Origin of the sequence: Clostridium sp. KNHs214, assembly GCF_000744935.1 — a bacterium.
GTDB lineage: Bacteria > Bacillota > Clostridia > Clostridiales > Clostridiaceae > Haloimpatiens.
Map to the genome: position 1 here is coordinate 213,169 of NZ_JQMW01000014.1, position 18,670 is coordinate 231,838.

Sequence of the window (18,670 nt, forward strand, 5' to 3'; positions counted from 1 at the left end):
GCTAAACCTCCTGTAATTTAAGTAGCATCATTTGAAAAATCAATGATGAATTAACATTTTTACGTAAGCCATCTATTGCAGATCCTATTATATCTATAATATCATTTAATTTTATATATGAAAATACATTGGCCAATTCTTGTACATTTTTAATTTTATCCTTATTTATTATAAGTTCCCTATTACCTGTTTCTTTAAAAATCATAGCATCTCTTACAAAAGTTAAGCCGCAATTTAGAACCTCTTCCCAATCTTCTTTATACTTATTAAAGAAATTTTCATATTCTAATGCTTTTAATTCATCTACTTTCGTTATAGCAATAAGAATTTGCAGAATTCCATCTCTTATATAGTGAAAATCCTTATCTTCAACAAATTTTTCAGCTCTCCCTGGTATTCCTGCACTAAATGCTACTACCGCATCTACCTGTTCTATATTTAAATCCTTATACTCTCTAAGGACAAATTTTCTAATTTCACCTTCACCTAAAGCTCTCAATGTATGTATTTGACACCTGGATTTTATGGTTTCTAGTATTACCTGTGGCTTATCGCAGAGGAGAATTATAAATACACCCTTAGGAGGCTCCTCTATAGTTTTTAACAAAGCATTTTGAGCCTGTTCAGTCATTTTATGTGCCTGGTATACTATTACTACTTTTTTATCACCTTCATAAGGCTTCTTATTTATTTCTTCTATAAGCTGTCTTATATGATCTACTTTCAGTGACTTTTCATTGTTAGGTATTTTCCACTGAATTATATCTGGATACTCAATATCCTTAGTTTTTCCTAGAATTTTAAGAGCCATAGCCTTAGCTATGGTGCTCTTTCCTATTCCATCTTCTCCTATTATAAGATGGGCATGAGATAACATTCCCTTTTCTATAGCCCGCATCATTTGTTTCTTTATACTCTCATGCCCAATTATTTCTTCAAAACTCATTAGTTACCTCCAAAGACCTAAATCTTTAAATGCTTATCTACATCTAGCACGAAAACTGTAGCTCCTCCTATTTCAATTTCTACTGGATATGGCACATATACCCCTGTAGAGCCTGCCACTGGTGATGGAGATGTTACCACTTGTTTTCTTGTTCTGCACTCTTCTTTTAATATAGCTAAAACTTCCTCAAGTTTTTCCTTTTCAACACCTATTAAAAGAGTTGTGTTTCCTGATTTTAAAAATCCTCCTGTAGTAGCTAATTTAGTAACCCTGTATCCAGATTCCGTTAAAGAATCTATTAAATCCAAAGCAACGTCATCCTGTACTATTACAATAACAAGTTTCATAAAATATTACCCCCTTTTTTGTGGGCTAGTGGCTAGTGGGCCAAAGTGCTAGTATTAATATCCCGCTAGTTAACTAGCAATATATTTTTATTTTAAAAATATATTATTAATTGTTAATTATTAATATATTATTATAATACAAGTGTCTTTATTATTCAATTTTATTATTTTATTGAAAACTCTAGAAGGAGACTTAGCCTTTATTCACTTTAAACTCTAGATTTTAAAGTGTAAGTTTAAAGTCTTACCATGTATTTGTACATTGCCAATTATAATTTTAGCTTTATTATGCTTTTATTAATTGTTCCACTAATTTTATTATGTCTTGGTGTATTTCATTGATATCCCTATTTGCATCTACTACTTTTATTTTATCACATTTTCTAGATATTTCTAAATATCCTTCAAAAACTTTTTTGTGAAAATCATTACCGCTATTCTCTAATCGATCTAGTTCTTTTTGCTTGTACTTTCTATTTAATCCTTCTTCATATGGAATTGTAAGCATTATAGTTAAATCTGCCTCTAATCCATCTAATGCCGCTTCATTTATGTATTTTACCCTATCCTCTCCCAATTCTCTTCCTATACCTTGATAAACTATTGAGGAATAAACAAATCTATCGCATATTACCATTTTTCCATCTTGTAAAGCTGGTTTCAAAACCTCACTGGTAAGTTGCGCTCTTGATGCCGCATATAAAAGCGCCTCACACATACCGCACATTTCACTATTTCCATTATCTAGTATAATATTTCTTATTTTTTCACTTATAGCTGTTCCACCGGGCTCCCTGGTTTTTATAACCCCATATCCCTTTTCCTTAAGGTATTTCTCTAATAAACTTATTTGAGTTGTTTTTCCTGAACCATCAGGTCCCTCTAATGTTATAAGAAGTCCTCTGCTCATTTTCATTCCTCCATTATGCTTTATTTGCTAAAAATCTAGCACTTCTATGTCCTTACTCTTTTCATCTAATCCCATTACATCTATATTGTTTTCTAAGTTATATTTTATCATATCTATTACTTCGCTAGTTATAATTTCTCCTGGCATTACCACTGGAATACCCGGTGGATATGGCACCACTGCCCTAGCACTTATTTTACCTAGTGAATCCTTCAAATTTACCTTTATTTTAAGTTTTCCCATAACCTTATAAGGCTCTATAGCCATCTTAGGCATTTCACCTATGAAGCTCTTTTTATATTGCTCTTTAAGCTTCTTTAAATTGCACTTTCTTAGACATTCATACAACTTCTCAAACTCCTTTTCTTCATTAAATGGAGAAAAAATAAGCACTACATTTTGGCTATCACTCATTTCACACTGAATACCATCTTCTCTTAAATAATTTAAAAGTTTATGCCCACTGTATCCTTTTTCTACATTTAATATATACCTAGTTAAGTCTATACTCTCCCCCTGATTTATATCATCAGTTCCTAATATATAAAATCCTTTAAGTTTATTAATTTTATCTCTATAAATTGTACATAATTCTATAAGCTTTTCATAATCCTTTTCACCATTTTCTTGAAGATAGTATCTACCATAATCCATAGAGCACATTAACATATAAGAGGGACTAGTGCTTAAAAATGAACTTACGTAAAAATCTACCCTTTCCTCATCTATCTCATGATTTCCTATATGTAAATATGCTGTTTGAGTAAAGCTTGGAAGTGTCTTATGTGAACTCATAACTGCCATGTGTACTCCCAGTTTTACTGCATGAGGAGGTAATTTAGAATTAACTCCAAAATGAGCCCCATGGGCAGAATCCACTAAAACCTTCATATTGTATTTTTGAGCTTCCTCTACAACTCTTTTTAAATCTAAGCATATACCATAATAATTAGGATAAGTTAAAATTATGCCTTTTGCATCCTTGTTATTCTCCAATGTACACAAAAAATGCTCCATATCTATAGAAAGAGGAGCATTAAATTTTTCATTTATTTTATTTTTTATATAAACCGGCTTCAACTTTCTCATTATAATTCCGTTGAATATGGATCTGTGGCAATTTCTCTCTACTATTATTTTATCGCCTTCTTCAAATGAAGAAAATATCATAGCCAAATTGCCACTAGTACTTCCATTAACTAAAAAATAGGATTTTTTACTCCCATAATATGCACTCAAAAGCTCTTGAGACTCCTTTATTATTCCTTCAGCATTGTGAAGATTATCCACTCCATCTACTTCTGTAATATCAAACTGGGCTAAGTTATCTAAAAACTTCTTCCCTATTTCAGTAGTACGAAATCCCTTACCTCCCTTATGACCCGGCATACAAAAATATAGATTTTTTTCTTTTATATACCTTAATACACCTTCTAATAACGGTAATCCTGACAAATCAAATCCTCTCCCTTTAGTAAATCGCCTATTAAGTTTCTTCTTATGCAATTTTTGTAGTATTCATAGAAGTCTGTTTCTATATTACAACCTACTATTTTTTCTTCACACTTTTTACAAATTCCTCTTCCTTTAATAATTATACCATTATTTAGAGGCTTGCCGCATATAATACAATTTCTTTTATTCATATAAATCCCCCTTGAATCATGCTATCCTTTTAATATTTAAATTATTGCCTCTCTTACTATATTTTATTCAATCACCCACGTATATTTATTTTGTCCATATAACTTTTCATGCGACAAATATCTACTTATTTATTGGGCATACTAAATAAGAAATAAATAGAAATCAATTAAATGTTTCCAGTTATTTTAGAAAGGAGAAATAATTATAATGAAACAAGAAATTATAAGCTACTTAAGTACTCTAAAAAATGAACTATATGAAACAGCTAATTATATATATAATAATCCTGAGGAAAGTTTTAAAGAATACAATTGCTATAATTACATAATCAACATGTTAAAAAAACATAACTTTAATGTAAAAGAAAATTATCTTGAAATCCCTACAAGCTTTTATGCCCAAATTGGCAGTGGTCATCCTAAAATATGTTATTTATGTGAATACGATGGTGATTCTAAGTATGGACATATATCTGGCAACAATTTAGTTACCACCATGTCCTTAGGAGCTGCTATAAGCCTTTCTAAAGTAATACCTAAGATAGGTGGCACTGTAGTTGTAATAGGCTGTCCAGGACAATATATCAATGGTTCTAAAACAACCATGGTAAAACAAGGCACTTTCAGGGATATAGATGCTGTTTTAGTTGCACATCCCAATATAATCACAACAAAAACATTAAAATCCAATGCAATGCTTCCGGTTAAAGTAAATTTTTCAATTCCAAAAGATAAGAATTATCTTTTATCCACATGTACTCCTAGCCACTGTGGTACTCTTACCTATAGCTTTACAAATTTTCTTCAAGAAAATCTACCACAGGGTTATGATATAAAAGCTGTTAATTGGAGAGGTTCTTGTAATCCCTATGAAACATGTTCAGAATTTGAAATTAACTATTTAATTAATTCTACTACCTTAAGTGAAAGTCATAAAATTTTAGACTTCATAAAATCCTTTGTAACTTGTATTGGCAATATATTCTCCCTAGATATAGGCGTAAGCATATATGCTCTTCCTTATGAAGAAATGCACCCCAATGAGACCTTATGCAGGATATTTTCACATAATCTAAAGGAAGCAGGAATTATATACGTTGAAGATTTTCCAAAAATGATGCCTGGCTTAAGCCTCGGCAGTGTAAGTCATGTTGTCCCATGCATAAATCCTTTTATAAAAATAACAGAAAACACCAAAATCACTTATCCATCAAAAGAATTTGCTGCAGAGACAATAAAGACATTTGCTCTTGAGCAATGCATAAAAGCATCCACAGCACTTGCCATAACTGGTTTAGATTTAATAGAAAATACAGACTTACTATCTAAAATAAAAGAAGAACATGCAATAATTACAAAATAAAAAAAGCTATCTTTAGTTATCAAAACTTCAATAAATCAATTGTTGATAACTTAGATAGCCTATTATCTTATATAGAAATACTAACTCTATTTCTCATATATGCTCTACATTCATCTTTGTTCATCATAAATCTTAACTTTCCAATCATCTCTTTGCTAGGTTCAAAATAGAACTTTTTAAGCTTCCCACCACTAGAATATACACAACAATATCTGTTGGTGTTAACCACTGAACATAAATATTTCTTAGTAGAATTAACTTTGTAATTCTCTTTTAAATCTTTAACTCTGCCTAAAAATTTTATATCCTTAAATTTAATGCTTTCTTCTTCTATATTGTTATTTCTAATGATTTTGTGAATTATAAATTGATCCGCAATTATAGAATATTTATATCTTATACCAGATCTATATATTTCTCCAACTGATACTATGGCCATAAATATAAAAATAGCTAGACCCAATGCGTCCTCCACAAGGCTGTCATCACCCGTAATCCACATAGCAATAAATTTATACACATATATAAATACACATAGCAAAGTTATTAAAAAAGTCGCTATTGGCAATTTCTTTCTTTCAATTATTTCTTTATACAATTCCCTCACCCTTCTATCATTAATACTTAAATTTTATTAACATATAATATAATTATATATTATAGCTTTACAATTATATTATATCTTTGTTAAAGATATGTTAAATATCCCCTTCTGTGGGCATATAGAGATTATACTAGTCTTTTTGCAAATAAGCTAGGGCTTCCACTCAGGTTTAAAGCCCTTTAATCAATGAATATGCTTAAATTAATCTTAAAAATCAATTTAGCTTCATGTGATTCATTTTTTTATTAATTTTCTTTTAATACTTCGTGTTTCCGTAACATTTTTCATTAATTATTTTGTTGCATTCAAATTGTGAAGGAAAAATTTCATTTATTAAATTAAGTATGTAATTTCAGTTTAATTTTGCCAATATTCTTCATTTACTATCAAATGAATATGGAGTAATTCTTAGCTTCAGCTTGAATTTACTTAATAGGACTACTTCTAGCTACTTCTCTTCCACTAAAGCTTATAAAAACTTATTTATAATGATTCAGGCTCTAATTTAATCTTTTTATTCATTTACTCTTATAATATATGCAGGTATATGTTTGATTACCATATTTACTTCACAGCTTAAAGCATATTCCATTACACTTCTACTTTCTTTGTGAATTAAATCAGCAATGATATTACATATTAGATGATTAACCCACAATAAGGTAGAATGTAATGGAATTATGAAATTTCTCCTCCATGACTTGCATAAGAGCTTGGAACAATAAATTTAAATAGTTCCTTCGCTTCTTATGCAATTCATTCCAGAGAAATTTCATAATTCAAGCAATGTAATACTTATTGTGGGATAATCATTAGATATATTTTACTAAATTTTTTAATATGATTTATATACTTAAATATTTGCTAATATAATATAAGAAGAATATATTATAAGAATAAATTGTACTATTTAATAATAACTTATAAAGAGTCTAATAAAGTTAGGCACATTCAAATATATAAAATGCCATAAAAAATTATAAGAAAGGGGTGTAAAAATGCTAGGTAATAAATTAAAAGATGGAAACACTATAGGCATAGTAGCCCCATCAGGACCTGAAAGCAGAGAAAATGTTTTAAAGAACATTGAATTACTAACAAGTTTAGGATTTAAAATTAAATTTGGTAAGAATGTTTTTAATAGAAATGGATATCTAGCTGGAAATGATGTGGATAGAGTTTGCGATTTAATGGACATGTTTAAAGATAAAACTGTAGATATAATTATGTGTTTAAGAGGTGGCTATGGTAGCAGTAGAATTCTTCCTTTTATAGATTGGAACATAATAAAAAATAATCCTAAAACCTTTATAGGCTACAGTGATATAACTATCCTTCTTAATGAAATGTACAGACGTTGCAACCTTATAACTTTTCATGGTCCAATGCTCACATCCAATCTATTAGAAAAACGCACCCTAGAAAGTCTTTTAAGTACTTTAAAAAACGGATTTAGACCATACTGTATAAATTCCTACGATTCTCATATTAAAAGCTTCAGCAATTCCATAACAGAAGGCTTTTTAGTAGGCGGTAATCTTTCCTTACTGTGTAGCTCTTTGGGTACTCCTTACGAAATAGACACTATAAATAAAATACTTTTTTTAGAAGAAATAGGTGAAGAACCTTATAAAATTGATAGAATGCTTACACAGCTTTATAATGCAAATAAACTTCAAAAATGCAGAGGATTTATACTAGGTCATTTCACCAACTGTGATGCAGAAAATCGCGAAAAAAGTTTATCCTTAAATGAAGTACTCAAGGATAAAATTCTGTCTTTAAATAGACCAACTTTATTTAATTTTCCCTCTGGGCACAACTATCCCAATATAACATTACCTATAGGAGGTAAAATAAGACTTAATTGCGTGAAGTGCAAGATTCAAGTATTAGAATCAGTAGTAAGTTCTGGCCCTATACCCCTATAAACCTTAGGCACATTCAAATAAATAACAAGTCAGTATGCTAGTCTATTTTGCGTCAGCAGAACCCACCGATAGTTCTACTAGCGGCGGAACCTGCTTCCTTGTCTAACACAAAATATACCTGCATCTTTGACTTGTTATTTATTTTGATGTACCTAATAGAATAAAAAGCTATCTACACAATACTATTCATATTTTTTAGTATTCTTACTTCTAACCTACTAATTCATACTTAATTTTGCGCCCATACTGACGCAAAACTAAAAAGAGGCTGTTGCACTAAAAATAAATTCTAGGATATATTGTGTTAACTTTAAACTTGCAAAACAATATATTTTATGTAAATTCCTTAATGCGACAGCCTCTTTTTTGAAGGCGCCACCCGGATTTGAACTCGGGAATGAATATTTTGCAGTTCTTTATTATCCTTTTTCCTCTTGCCTGAATATATGTAAAAACATTACGCTTCCTCCTATCCAAAAAAATCATCTAAATCTTTATTATTTTTCATTATTTTTAAATCATCAACGCCGCACGCTTTTGCAAGTGCCACAGAATGTTCAGCCTGTACCGCAGAAGATTTTTTACTTGAAAAAGTTTCTGCAATCTCATGATATATCAACTGATATTCCTGCTCAACTTGAATTATAAACTCCCTTAATAATATTTCAAGCGACACATCCAATTGCTGCATTCTATCATAAAATTGCTGTATCACCACTCTTTCCTTCGGTGTTACAATGTAGAGTATTGCCTCCTCAAATTCTCTAAGAGCAGCAGCAATAACAGGCCCAAGTCTTATACACAACTCTCGCAATACTAGCATAATTAATCTTGCCCATGCTACATAGTTCAGATGTAGGATAAATGTCATAACATTACTGCTTTCAACTACACCATGCACTGCAGCATCTGTTCCATCAATAAGACATAATGTGCTATTTCCTACAATTAACATAATGCGTAATTCTGCATGTTGTTTTGTTGGAATGCATTCAGACCATTCCTTCTTTTCAAAGAATCTTTGACGAATAACCCATATTGCTTTAATCATCAATTCTCCCATCAATACTGGTATCGCCATAGCCGCACCAAATCTTAAGTCATACCCTTCTTGAAATACTCGTGTCATTACTACTGCAAGTGTTTGTCTGTCTTTTCCAACTTGCAGTTTACCAAAATCACATAACTGAAACAATTCCATAAAAGGAATAGAAACGCCTGTTCCACGTCTGGTACTGCCGAGGCCTCTATTACCAGAACTTCCCGCCATATCTGACATAATGTGACCCAGCCAGTTACAAAATCCAGAGAACAATTTTGCTAAAAAATTACCACCTTTTAATGGTGATTCCTCATCTAATGTATCAATTCGAATCAATTGACCATCGCTCAAAAAACTTGACGTGTTCATAAACTGGTCTAATATTGAAAAAAACAATCCAATTGGATCTGGAGAATGCGATAAAGACTTATAATGATGATTTTTTGCTGCCATATTGAACAAACCACCAACTTCGCTAGTGCTTTTCTGATCATAATTCACAGAATAATTTCTTTCAAAAAAACCTATAGCAGATGACACACTATCTTCATTCTCTGGCTTCGGTTTCCAACCAGCCAGTTTCGCTGCCTTTTTTACAAGTTCATCGGCAGCTACATCTGTAAAGTTTCTCAACTTACTCATACCAGGTGCACCAACAAACAGTATGTCTACCAAGCCTGCTGCCGCGCCACAAAAAGCAGCAATCATATAGTCATATTTATCACATTTTGTATTTACCCATTCTTCTTTTTTTACTTCTGATGAACTATACTCATTTTCATCTATCATGAAACAGTTTCTCCAATCTTTCTAGACAATGCTTCCGCTGAGTTCATCATCTTTCTTAAGTTATTCTTGTTATCATCTGTAAAATGCTTGTAATCATTCAATCCTACGTATTTCATGTTATCAAGCAATTGACTGATTTGTGAATTAAGTAAAACAGTAGTTTTTTGAAGTGCAGTAACTTTAACATCAATTTCCTGAATTCGTTCTGTTTCTTTTCTTACCGTTCTATTACTTGATTCAGCTTTTTCAGCTATTTTTTTATTCTTGCTGTTCGCTAATACACCTCCTCCTAAAAGTGCGGCACCACCAATGGCCCAGCCCACAGGACCAGCTAATGCTAGGAATGCCTCCCCCCCAGCAACACCAGCACCTCCAACTGTCAAAGCACCGCCTCCTAACCATGCTAATGCAGCATTTGTAGCGGCTGCACCTGAGAGGGTTGCAATTGCTGTTCCAGTAGATGCTGTTCCGAAGGTCATTGCTATAGCCATTGCAGCTGACGGTCCTAATGCAGCTACACCAGCTCCAGCTACAACTCCTGCTCCAGCTACACTACCACTAACTTTATGAGCCTTGTTGCTTTCCAGTTCCAATGCATGTAAGTCTGATTCAAATCTCTCCCTTCTTAAAACAATCTCACTTACAATTTTTTCGTACTCTTTAGGTCTGTTGGCAAGATTCAATATGTATGTTTCAACATTTTTTAATATTTTTACTGAAAATAATCGCTTTTCATGTAAATCTGAAATATTTTTTACTGCTGCTTCATAGGCACTCTGATATTTCCTATTCACCCTATCCAATTCAGCTAATGCTTCTTTTTTATATCCAGCATTCAGCATACCCCACTCCTCCTTATATTTTCATTGACTATTTTTCTAATGCTAATCCTTTCACCCTTATGTAAAGATTACTAAAACTAATTATACAACATTAGAGCGAAAATATATGTCACTCTAATCATTTAATATTGCTTCTTTCATTGTTGTTTCAGAAAAAACAGCTGAAAATTCAACTCTATATTGCTAAATGCCTTAAAAAATTCTCCAACCATACTTTTATCCAATGTCCTGAATTCATAGCTCTTACTAATAATCCAAAAGGAATGTAAACAATCCCACATACAACAGAAAATAACAATATGGATTTACGCCTATATACCATTGCCCCAAAAACTACTCCAAAAACACTCCCCATCAAGATGATTGCAATAATATCAGAAATGTTGGCCTCCCTAGCAGCATTGACTAGAATATATAAGTTATCCTGCATGTGTTAATTTTATATATCATGATCACTCCCTAACTAATAGACTATCAGGTTAATGTACTGTTTCTATTTAAAATCTTAGAATAATGTACTAATGAGGAAATGCTGTTTCTGCTATTGTCCAAAAAATAATCAACAGTCCAACTAGTATGGATAGCAATGTCAATAAAGCTCTGTCTTTATTCTTTATTATTGATACAACTGCGACTATAAATCCCACAACCCCTATAACCGCAATAAATGGAGTTGGCAGGGGAAGTCTTATACGTATAGCTAAAGTCGATAATTTTAATGCCATCAATACAATAAAAAGCAGAGTTAAGATAGCTGCCCATTTCCCAGCTTTCGTTTTAGAGCAAAGCTGCATTTTCATGTTTTACTCCTCCTTCCCATATAAAAATCTTACTCCTTTAGGTATTGTTATGCATATTTTATTTTCTATATTTGTTATTTAAATCCTCTTTATTGTAATCCACTTATTGTCCCCACCCTTTATATATAATTAATAAGCTTTATTTTAATTATATACCTCATAAATGACATAGACTGTCAGTTTAAAGCATAAAAATACTAGTATTTAAAAAAATAATTAAAATAAAAAAACCTCCAAAACTAACAATAATTAGTCTCACAGGTAATCTTATAAATCCTTAAATATTCCATTCTAACTGCTTCTCTAGCACACTGGCCCACTAACACTCTAGTCCACTAAAAAAAGAACTATGATAACTCATAGTTCTTTTTTTGGAGGCGCCACCCGGATTTGAACCGGGGATGAAGATTTTGCAGACCTTTGCCTTACCACTTGGCCATAGCGCCTTATTTAGTTGGTGGCTGGACCAGGAATCGAACCAGGGACACGAGGATTTTCAGTCCTCTGCTCTACCGACTGAGCTATCCAGCCAAATAACCTGGCGACGACCTACTCTCCCACAGGGCTTCCCCTGCAGTACCATCGGCGCTTTGAAGCTTAACCGTCCTGTTCGGAATGGGAAGGGGTGTTACCTTCAAGCCATAATCACCAGATGCCATAGTTCTTAGGTCTTTAGACCTTAGACATATAGTACTCCTCAGCTCTGCTGAGCGAGTTTCCTTTAAAAGAACTTATTGTTCTTTCAAAATTGCACAGTGTGGAAAATCTTTTAATTATCAACTGTCAATTATCAATTGTCAGTTATATTTTGATCAAGCCCTCGACTTATTAGTATCGGTCAGCTGAACATGTTACCATGCTTACACCTCCGACCTATCAACCTGGTAGTCTTCCAGGAGTCTTACTAGCTTACGCTATGGGAAATCTAATCTTGAGGTGGACTTCACGCTTAGATGCTTTCAGCGTTTATTCCTTCCCAACATAGCTACCCAGCTATGCCACTGGCGTGACAACTGGTGCACCAGAGGTTGGTCCATCCCGGTCCTCTCGTACTAAGGACAGCTCCTCTCAAATTTCCTACGCCCGCGACGGAAAGGGACCGAACTGTCTCACGACGTTCTGAACCCAGCTCGCGTGCCGCTTTAATGGGCGAACAGCCCAACCCTTGGGACCAACTTCAGCCCCAGGATGCGACGAGCCGACATCGAGGTGCCAAACCTCCCCGTCGATGTGGACTCTTGGGGGAGATCAGCCTGTTATCCCCGAGGTAGCTTTTATCCGTTGAGCGATGGCCCTCCCACGAGGAACCACCGGATCACTAAGCCCGACTTTCGTCCCTGCTCCACCTGTATGTGTCGCAGTCAAGCTCCCTTCTGCCTTTACACTCTGCGCGCAATTTCCGACTGCGCTGAGGGAACCTTTGGGCGCCTCCGTTACTTTTTAGGAGGCGACCGCCCCAGTCAAACTGCCCACCTAACAATGTCCCGTGACCAGATTCATGGCCTCCGGTTAGAATTTCAATACTGTCAGGGTGGTATCCCAAGGATGACTCCACAGAAGCTGACGCCCCTGCTTCTAAGTCTCCCACCTATCCTGTACAGACAATACCGAAATTCAATGCTAAGCTACAGTAAAGCTCTACGGGGTCTTTCCGTCCAATCGCGGGTAGAAGGCATCTTCACCTCCAATTCAATTTCACCGGATTTGTTGTCGAGACAGTGCCCAAATCATTACGCCATTCGTGCGGGTCGGAACTTACCCGACAAGGAATTTCGCTACCTTAGGACCGTTATAGTTACGGCCGCCGTTTACTGGGGCTTAAGTTCAAGGCTTCGCTTACGCTAACCAATCCCCTTAACCTTCCAGCACCGGGCAGGCGTCAGCCCCTATACATCAGCTTTCGCTTTAGCAGAGACCTGTGTTTTTGCTAAACAGTTGCTTGGGCCTATTCACTGCGGCCTACTCTCGTAGGCACCCCTTCTCCCGAAGTTACGGGGTTAATTTGCCGAGTTCCTTGACAACAATTCTTCCGCTGGCCTTAGGATTCTCTCCTCATCTACCTGTGTCGGTTTGCGGTACGGGCACCATTTTCCTCGATAGAGGCTTTTCTTGGCAGTGTGGAATCGGATACTTCGCTACTAAAATTTCACTCCCCATCACACCTCAGACTTAAGACTGAACGGATTTGCCTGTTCAATCATCCTAAGTGCTTAGACGCACATCCATCAGTGCGCACATCCTATCCTACTGCGTCACCCCATTTCTCAAACGGATCATGGTGGTATCGGAATATCAACCGATTGTCCATCACCTACGCCTTTCGGCCTCGGCTTAGGTCCCGACTAACCCTGAGCGGACGAGCCTTCCTCAGGAAACCTTAGATTTTCGGCCAATGAGATTCTCACTCATTTCTCGCTACTTATGCCAGCATTCTCACTTCTGTACAATCCACCGCTCCTTACGGTACGACTTCAACCCGTACAGAAAGCTCCCCTACCATATACATTGTATATCCATAGCTTCGGTGGTAAGTTTGAGCCCCGGACATCTTCGGCGCAGGATCTCTTGACTAGTGAGCTATTACGCACTCTTTAAATGAGTGGCTGCTTCTAAGCCAACATCCTAGTTGTCTTAGAAATCCCACATCCTTTACCACTTAACTTACACTTTGGGACCTTAGCTGATGGTCTGGGCTGTTTCCCTTTTGACCACGGATCTTATCATTCGTAGTCTGACTGCCAGGATAAAAGTAAATGGCATTCGGAGTTTGATAAGGTTCGGTAAGCGATATGCCCCCTAGCCTATTCAGTGCTCTACCTCCATTACTCATTACCTGACGCTAGCCCTAAAGCTATTTCGGGGAGAACCAGCTATCTCCGAGTTCGATTGGAATTTCTCCGCTATCCACAGCTCATCCCATGGTTTTTCAACACCAACGCGGTTCGGTCCTCCGCGGAATTTTACTTCCGTTTCAACCTGGCCATGGATAGGTCACTCGGTTTCGGGTCTACAGCATGCAACTAATCGCCCTATTCAGACTCGGTTTCCCTGCGGCTCCGCACCAAAAGTGCTTAACCTTGCTACATACCATAACTCGCTGGCTCGTTCTACAAAAAGCACGCCGTCACACATGTAAAGTGCTTCGACAGTTTGTAGGCACACGGTTTCAGGTTCTATTTCACTCCCCTCCCGGGGTTCTTTTCACCTTTCCCTCACGGTACTTCTTCACTATCGGTCACTAGGTAGTATTTAGCCTTGGGAGGTGGTCCTCCCAGCTTCCCACAAGGTTTCACGTGTCTCGTGGTACTCTGGAGTAGATCTTACTTATATTTCTTTTACCTACAGGACTATTACCTTCTGTGGTGGAGCGTTCCAGCTCTCTTCGATTAGAAAATCTAAGCTTTTATGATCTATCCTCAACCCCTAAATCCGAAGACTTAGGTTTGGGCTCTTTCCCGTTCGCTCGCCGCTACTTAGGAAATCGATTTTTCTTTCTCTTCCTCCGGGTACTTAGATGTTTCAGTTCCCCGGGTTTGCCTCTGTATACCTATGAATTCAGCATACAGTACTCAGCGTAGCTGAGCAGGTTGCCCCATTCGGAAATCTGTGGCTCACAGGCTATTTGCGCCTACCCACAGCTTATCGCAGCTTATCACGTCCTTCGTCGGCTCCTAGTGCCAAGGCATCCGCCATGCGCCCTTTGTAGCTTGACCTTTCGTCAGTTTGCTAGTGTGCTAGTTTTCTAGCGACTAGTTACTGATTAGTTTGTTTCTATAATTGATTCTCCAGTGAAATCATCACAATTGTAATAATTTCTACTTTTCTTCACTGTGCAATTTTCAAAGAACATTAGTTAAACACTAACGTATTTAACTTCATTTGAGAGATTTTCTTCTACAATCAATCACTTAACTGATCATTGCTCATTGTTAATTGACCATTGTATCTGGTCTCTCAAAATTAAACAGAGATATCAGTGAACTTGTCATAATTTACGAAAAGGTGACTTCCTTTTCATGTTCTCCTTAGAAAGGAGGTGATCCAGCCGCAGGTTCTCCTACGGCTACCTTGTTACGACTTCACCCCAATCACTAATCCCACCTTCGGCCGCTGGCTCCTTACGGTTACCTCACGGACTTCGGGTGTTACCAGCTCTCATGGTGTGACGGGCGGTGTGTACAAGGCCCGGGAACGTATTCACCGCGACATTCTGATTCGCGATTACTAGCAACTCCAGCTTCATGTAGGCGAGTTGCAGCCTACAATCCGAACTGAGATCGGTTTTTGAGATTTGCTCCACCTCACGGTCTTGCGTCTCTTTGTACCGACCATTGTAGCACGTGTGTAGCCCTAGACATAAGGGGCATGATGATTTGACGTCATCCCCACCTTCCTCCTGGTTAACCCAGGCAGTCTTGCTAGAGTGCTCAACTTAATGGTAGCAACTAACAATAGGGGTTGCGCTCGTTGCGGGACTTAACCCAACATCTCACGACACGAGCTGACGACAACCATGCACCACCTGTCTCCAAGTTCCCCGAAGGGCACTACCGTGTTTCCACAGTATTCTTGGGATGTCAAGTCTAGGTAAGGTTCTTCGCGTTGCTTCGAATTAAACCACATGCTCCGCTGCTTGTGCGGGCCCCCGTCAATTCCTTTGAGTTTTAATCTTGCGACCGTACTCCCCAGGCGGGGTACTTAATGTGTTTACTGCGGCACCGAGGTTGGACCCCCGACACCTAGTACCCATCGTTTACGGCGTGGACTACCAGGGTATCTAATCCTGTTTGCTCCCCACGCTTTCGTGCCTCAGCGTCAGTTACAGTCCAGAAAGCCGCCTTCGCCACTGGTGTTCTTCCTAATCTCTACGCATTTCACCGCTACACTAGGAATTCCGCTTTCCTCTCCTGCACTCTAGATGCCCAGTTTGAAATGCAGCACCCAAGTTGAGCTCGGGTATTTCACATCTCACTTAAACATCCGCCTACGCACTCTTTACGCCCAGTAAATCCGGACAACGCTCGCCACCTACGTATTACCGCGGCTGCTGGCACGTAGTTAGCCGTGGCTTCCTCCTCTGGTACCGTCATTATCGTCCCAGATAACAGAGCTTTACAACCCTAAGGCCTTCATCACTCACGCGGCGTTGCTGCGTCAGGGTTTCCCCCATTGCGCAATATTCCCCACTGCTGCCTCCCGTAGGAGTCTGGACCGTGTCTCAGTTCCAATGTGGCCGATCACCCTCTCAGGTCGGCTACGCATCGTCGCCTTGGTAAGCCTTTACCTTACCAACTAGCTAATGCGCCGCGGGCCCATCTCAAAGCGGATTGCTCCTTTGATTACAGAACCATGCGATTCCATAATTTTATGCGGTATTAATCTCCCTTTCGGGAGGCTATTCCCCTCTTTGAGGCAGGTTGCCCACGTGTTACTCACCCGTCCGCCGCTAATCCATCCCCGAAGGGATTTCATCGCTCGACTTGCATGTGTTAGGCACGCCGCCAGCGTTCGTCCTGAGCCAGGATCAAACTCTCAATTTTAAGAATTTAATCTCAAACTCAAATTCACTGACTTTATGATTTACATCTTTATCTCTGTTTAATTTTCAAAGACCAGCTTTTCTCTGCCGCTTCAAGCGACTTAATCATCTTATCATTTGTAAATTACTTTGTCAACATTTTTTTATTGACTATTAATTTACGGCAGTTATCAGAATCTTTATTGTCTGTTTCCTGCAACGTTTACTATCTTACCACTTCATAAATAACGTTGTTTTTATATAAAATTTTATTATGATTAATTATACTCTAATTCTTATCATTTGCTTTAAATTTCTTTATTTTTTATGTAATGATATACTAGGAAATGTTGTATAATTCCTTAATACTTATACACATTTTATCCTCGCATTTTCCACATCTTATCAACAGAGTTATTAACATTTAGGTAAATGAAAAGAAATAACAAGTCAAAGATGCTAGTATATTTTGTGTCAGACAAGAAATCAGATTCCGCTTTTGGTAAGAACTATCGACAAGTTTTGCTAACGCAGTATGACGCAAAATAGGCTAGCATACTGACTTGTTATTTATTTGAATATGCCTTACACTCTAGCTTTATAAAAACCCACGGCTAAAAACTATCAGCCGTGAATTTTTATTGTTTATTTAAATCTAAATTCAAATCAGAAAGCATTGGGAGTTGGTCTGCTCTTTGCGTTTTTATTATTTACTTAAATCTAAATTCCTCAATATTATTTTTATTTAAAGTATCTTCATTAGTCTTATTTGAAACTTTTTCATCAGTTTTATTTGGCTTTTTACTTAAACTTTCACTGGCTTTTCTATTATCCATAAATTTAATAGTATATGTGCCAGAATTAACTTCATAATCCTTGTATTTAAATTTTATATTACATTCCGTTCTATCTAACCTACAATATACATCATTTTTAGGTACCATTTTATTTAAAACTATATCTCTCATTTTTCCTTGCCAACTGGTTTCCCAATACCTATTCCAAGGCCATCCAACTAAATCCGCATGTGCCCTATAACCTTGTAATTTTTCTCTTAGGTTATCTAAAGATGATTGAGCTAATCTATCTGCAAAAATTCCACTATATTCATTTAATGAATAATATCCTTTACCTCCAATATCAAAAATTATTAAATCCGCTTCCTTTGCCACAGAATTACCATATCCGTTATTTCGCTTATATTCATTGCCTTTCCACTGGTATGTGAGAACCCTTCTTGGATTACCTATAGGAGCTAAATCTTCACTCTCCCTATCAACCTTATATTCATTTTTATATTTTATACTCTTAAATATATCCCATTGAGAAATATTTATATTTGAACTATCCAGTTGTATCTTTCCATAATCTAAATCTTCTTTTACAGGATTAGCAATAGCTACAATATAATGAACAATAGTTCCATGTTCATTTCTCTTATCGTGTACATCATCTTTTTTCGATATAACATTTCCCTTCCAGCTTTTAAAGTACGTGCTTCCCATATTATTTCTGACACTAGTTTCACCTAAGTTAGGTATATTACTATATTGATTAAAGGATTCACCTACTGTATTTCCTTGACTATTACTAGCTATATCATTCAGGAATATAAGATTCAGCATTTTTATAAACCACTGAACATAACTAGGACTTTCATAATTTGGCTTATCAGGAAGTGCGCCTTTAAAAACTGGCCCTGCCGAAGCATATATTTTAACTATAGGCTTTGGATATTCTCCTGTAGTAATAATATTATTTTTTACTTCTAGTTACATAACTAAAATATCTATCATTACTATAAGCTTTATCATTGACTTGCCTTGCATCTAGCACTATATCAAAACTTGCACTTCTATTTTCTGTGGAATATGGTGCTGAATCTATAAGCTTAATATTAACCTTTAATTCTATCTTTTCATAAGGAGAAAT

Annotated in this window: 13 protein-coding genes, 2 tRNA genes and 3 rRNA genes; 2 read left to right on the forward strand and 16 right to left on the reverse strand. The window is 36.3% G+C overall.

Annotation, left to right across the window (positions count from 1 at the left end; all coding sequences use genetic code 11):
- Position 1: 1 nt before the first annotated feature.
- The 5 genes from CC89_RS19210 to CC89_RS19230 all read right to left on the reverse strand — a co-directional run bounded on the left by CC89_RS19210 (position 2) and on the right by CC89_RS19230 (position 3,849).
- Entirely contained in the window at positions 2-946 is a 945-nt protein-coding gene (locus CC89_RS19210) for a DNA polymerase III subunit delta' (RefSeq protein ID WP_035295022.1), read from the reverse strand.
- Positions 947-963: 17 nt separating this feature from the next.
- Positions 964-1,293, reverse strand: a complete 330-nt coding sequence (locus CC89_RS19215) for a cyclic-di-AMP receptor (RefSeq protein ID WP_035295025.1) — start codon at positions 1,291-1,293, stop codon at positions 964-966.
- A 286-nt stretch (positions 1,294-1,579) separates the two neighbouring features.
- On the reverse strand, positions 1,580-2,203 hold the full coding sequence (gene tmk, locus CC89_RS19220; protein WP_081897130.1) for a dTMP kinase: 624 nt from the start codon (positions 2,201-2,203) through the stop codon (positions 1,580-1,582).
- Between the two features lie 27 nt (positions 2,204-2,230).
- Positions 2,231-3,658, reverse strand: a complete 1,428-nt coding sequence (locus CC89_RS19225; RefSeq protein ID WP_035295031.1) for an aminotransferase class I/II-fold pyridoxal phosphate-dependent enzyme — start codon at positions 3,656-3,658, stop codon at positions 2,231-2,233.
- Positions 3,637-3,849, reverse strand: a complete 213-nt coding sequence (locus CC89_RS19230; RefSeq protein ID WP_035295034.1) for a sigma factor G inhibitor Gin — start codon at positions 3,847-3,849, stop codon at positions 3,637-3,639. The genes CC89_RS19225 and CC89_RS19230 overlap by 22 nt, the downstream gene beginning before the upstream one ends.
- Positions 3,850-4,057: 208 nt before the next feature.
- Between CC89_RS19230 and CC89_RS19235 the strand changes: the two genes are divergently transcribed.
- On the forward strand, positions 4,058-5,212 hold the full coding sequence (locus CC89_RS19235) for a zinc-binding metallopeptidase family protein (protein WP_035295036.1): 1,155 nt from the start codon (positions 4,058-4,060) through the stop codon (positions 5,210-5,212).
- A gap of 67 nt (positions 5,213-5,279) precedes the next feature.
- On the opposite strand, the gene CC89_RS19240 is transcribed toward CC89_RS19235, so the two are convergent.
- Positions 5,280-5,810: a DUF6106 family protein gene (locus tag CC89_RS19240; RefSeq protein ID WP_035295039.1), complete on the reverse strand. Its 531-nt coding sequence runs from the start codon at positions 5,808-5,810 to the stop codon at positions 5,280-5,282.
- 1,004 nt (positions 5,811-6,814) lie between these two features.
- Between CC89_RS19240 and CC89_RS19245 the strand changes: the two genes are divergently transcribed.
- Entirely contained in the window at positions 6,815-7,747 is a 933-nt protein-coding gene (locus CC89_RS19245; RefSeq protein ID WP_035295042.1) for a S66 peptidase family protein, read from the forward strand.
- Between the two features lie 469 nt (positions 7,748-8,216).
- Here CC89_RS19245 and CC89_RS19250 read toward each other — a convergent pair whose 3' ends face one another.
- From CC89_RS19250 to CC89_RS19295, 10 genes are all read right to left on the reverse strand, one after another.
- On the reverse strand, positions 8,217-9,578 hold the full coding sequence (locus tag CC89_RS19250; RefSeq protein WP_051932046.1) for a hypothetical protein: 1,362 nt from the start codon (positions 9,576-9,578) through the stop codon (positions 8,217-8,219).
- Positions 9,575-10,381, reverse strand: a complete 807-nt coding sequence (locus CC89_RS19255) for a hypothetical protein (RefSeq protein WP_185750829.1) — start codon at positions 10,379-10,381, stop codon at positions 9,575-9,577. The genes CC89_RS19250 and CC89_RS19255 overlap by 4 nt, the downstream gene beginning before the upstream one ends.
- 214 nt (positions 10,382-10,595) lie before the next feature.
- Entirely contained in the window at positions 10,596-10,850 is a 255-nt protein-coding gene (locus CC89_RS19260; protein WP_185750830.1) for a hypothetical protein, read from the reverse strand.
- A gap of 88 nt (positions 10,851-10,938) precedes the next feature.
- A complete protein-coding gene (locus tag CC89_RS19265) occupies positions 10,939-11,220 on the reverse strand; it encodes a hypothetical protein (protein WP_035295051.1) in 282 nt (93 codons plus the stop codon).
- A 372-nt stretch (positions 11,221-11,592) separates the two neighbouring features.
- Positions 11,593-11,666: transfer RNA gene (locus CC89_RS19270), tRNA-Cys, on the reverse strand.
- Between the two features lie 9 nt (positions 11,667-11,675).
- Positions 11,676-11,751, reverse strand: a tRNA-Phe gene (locus tag CC89_RS19275).
- A gap of 5 nt (positions 11,752-11,756) precedes the next feature.
- Positions 11,757-11,873 (reverse strand): 5S ribosomal RNA (rrf, locus tag CC89_RS19280).
- Between the two features lie 155 nt (positions 11,874-12,028).
- A 23S ribosomal RNA gene (locus tag CC89_RS19285) occupies positions 12,029-14,933 on the reverse strand.
- 316 nt (positions 14,934-15,249) lie between these two features.
- A 16S ribosomal RNA gene (locus CC89_RS19290) occupies positions 15,250-16,760 on the reverse strand.
- Together the 16S, 23S and 5S rRNA genes with 2 tRNA genes alongside form the textbook arrangement of a ribosomal RNA operon.
- A 688-nt stretch (positions 16,761-17,448) precedes the next feature.
- The gene (locus CC89_RS19295; RefSeq protein WP_035295054.1) at positions 17,449-18,363 is read right to left on the reverse strand and encodes a hypothetical protein; all 915 of its coding nucleotides are present in this window, start codon (positions 18,361-18,363) and stop codon (positions 17,449-17,451) included.
- Positions 18,364-18,670 lie beyond the last annotated feature (307 nt).

Coding starts and splice junctions, on each gene's coding strand:
- CC89_RS19210 (WP_035295022.1), bottom strand. CDS start 946: ATGAGTTTTGAAGAAATAATTGGGCATGAGAGTATAAAGAAACAAATG.
- CC89_RS19215 (WP_035295025.1), bottom strand. CDS start 1,293: ATGAAACTTGTTATTGTAATAGTACAGGATGACGTTGCTTTGGATTTA.
- tmk (WP_081897130.1), bottom strand. CDS start 2,203: ATGAGCAGAGGACTTCTTATAACATTAGAGGGACCTGATGGTTCAGGA.
- CC89_RS19230 (WP_035295034.1), bottom strand. CDS start 3,849: ATGAATAAAAGAAATTGTATTATATGCGGCAAGCCTCTAAATAATGGT.
- CC89_RS19235 (WP_035295036.1), top strand. CDS start 4,058: ATGAAACAAGAAATTATAAGCTACTTAAGTACTCTAAAAAATGAACTA.
- CC89_RS19245 (WP_035295042.1), top strand. CDS start 6,815: ATGCTAGGTAATAAATTAAAAGATGGAAACACTATAGGCATAGTAGCC.
- CC89_RS19250 (WP_051932046.1), bottom strand. CDS start 9,578: ATGATAGATGAAAATGAGTATAGTTCATCAGAAGTAAAAAAAGAAGAA.
- CC89_RS19260 (WP_185750830.1), bottom strand. CDS start 10,850: ATGCAGGATAACTTATATATTCTAGTCAATGCTGCTAGGGAGGCCAAC.
- CC89_RS19265 (WP_035295051.1), bottom strand. CDS start 11,220: ATGAAAATGCAGCTTTGCTCTAAAACGAAAGCTGGGAAATGGGCAGCT.
- CC89_RS19295 (WP_035295054.1), bottom strand. CDS start 18,363: ATGCTGAATCTTATATTCCTGAATGATATAGCTAGTAATAGTCAAGGA.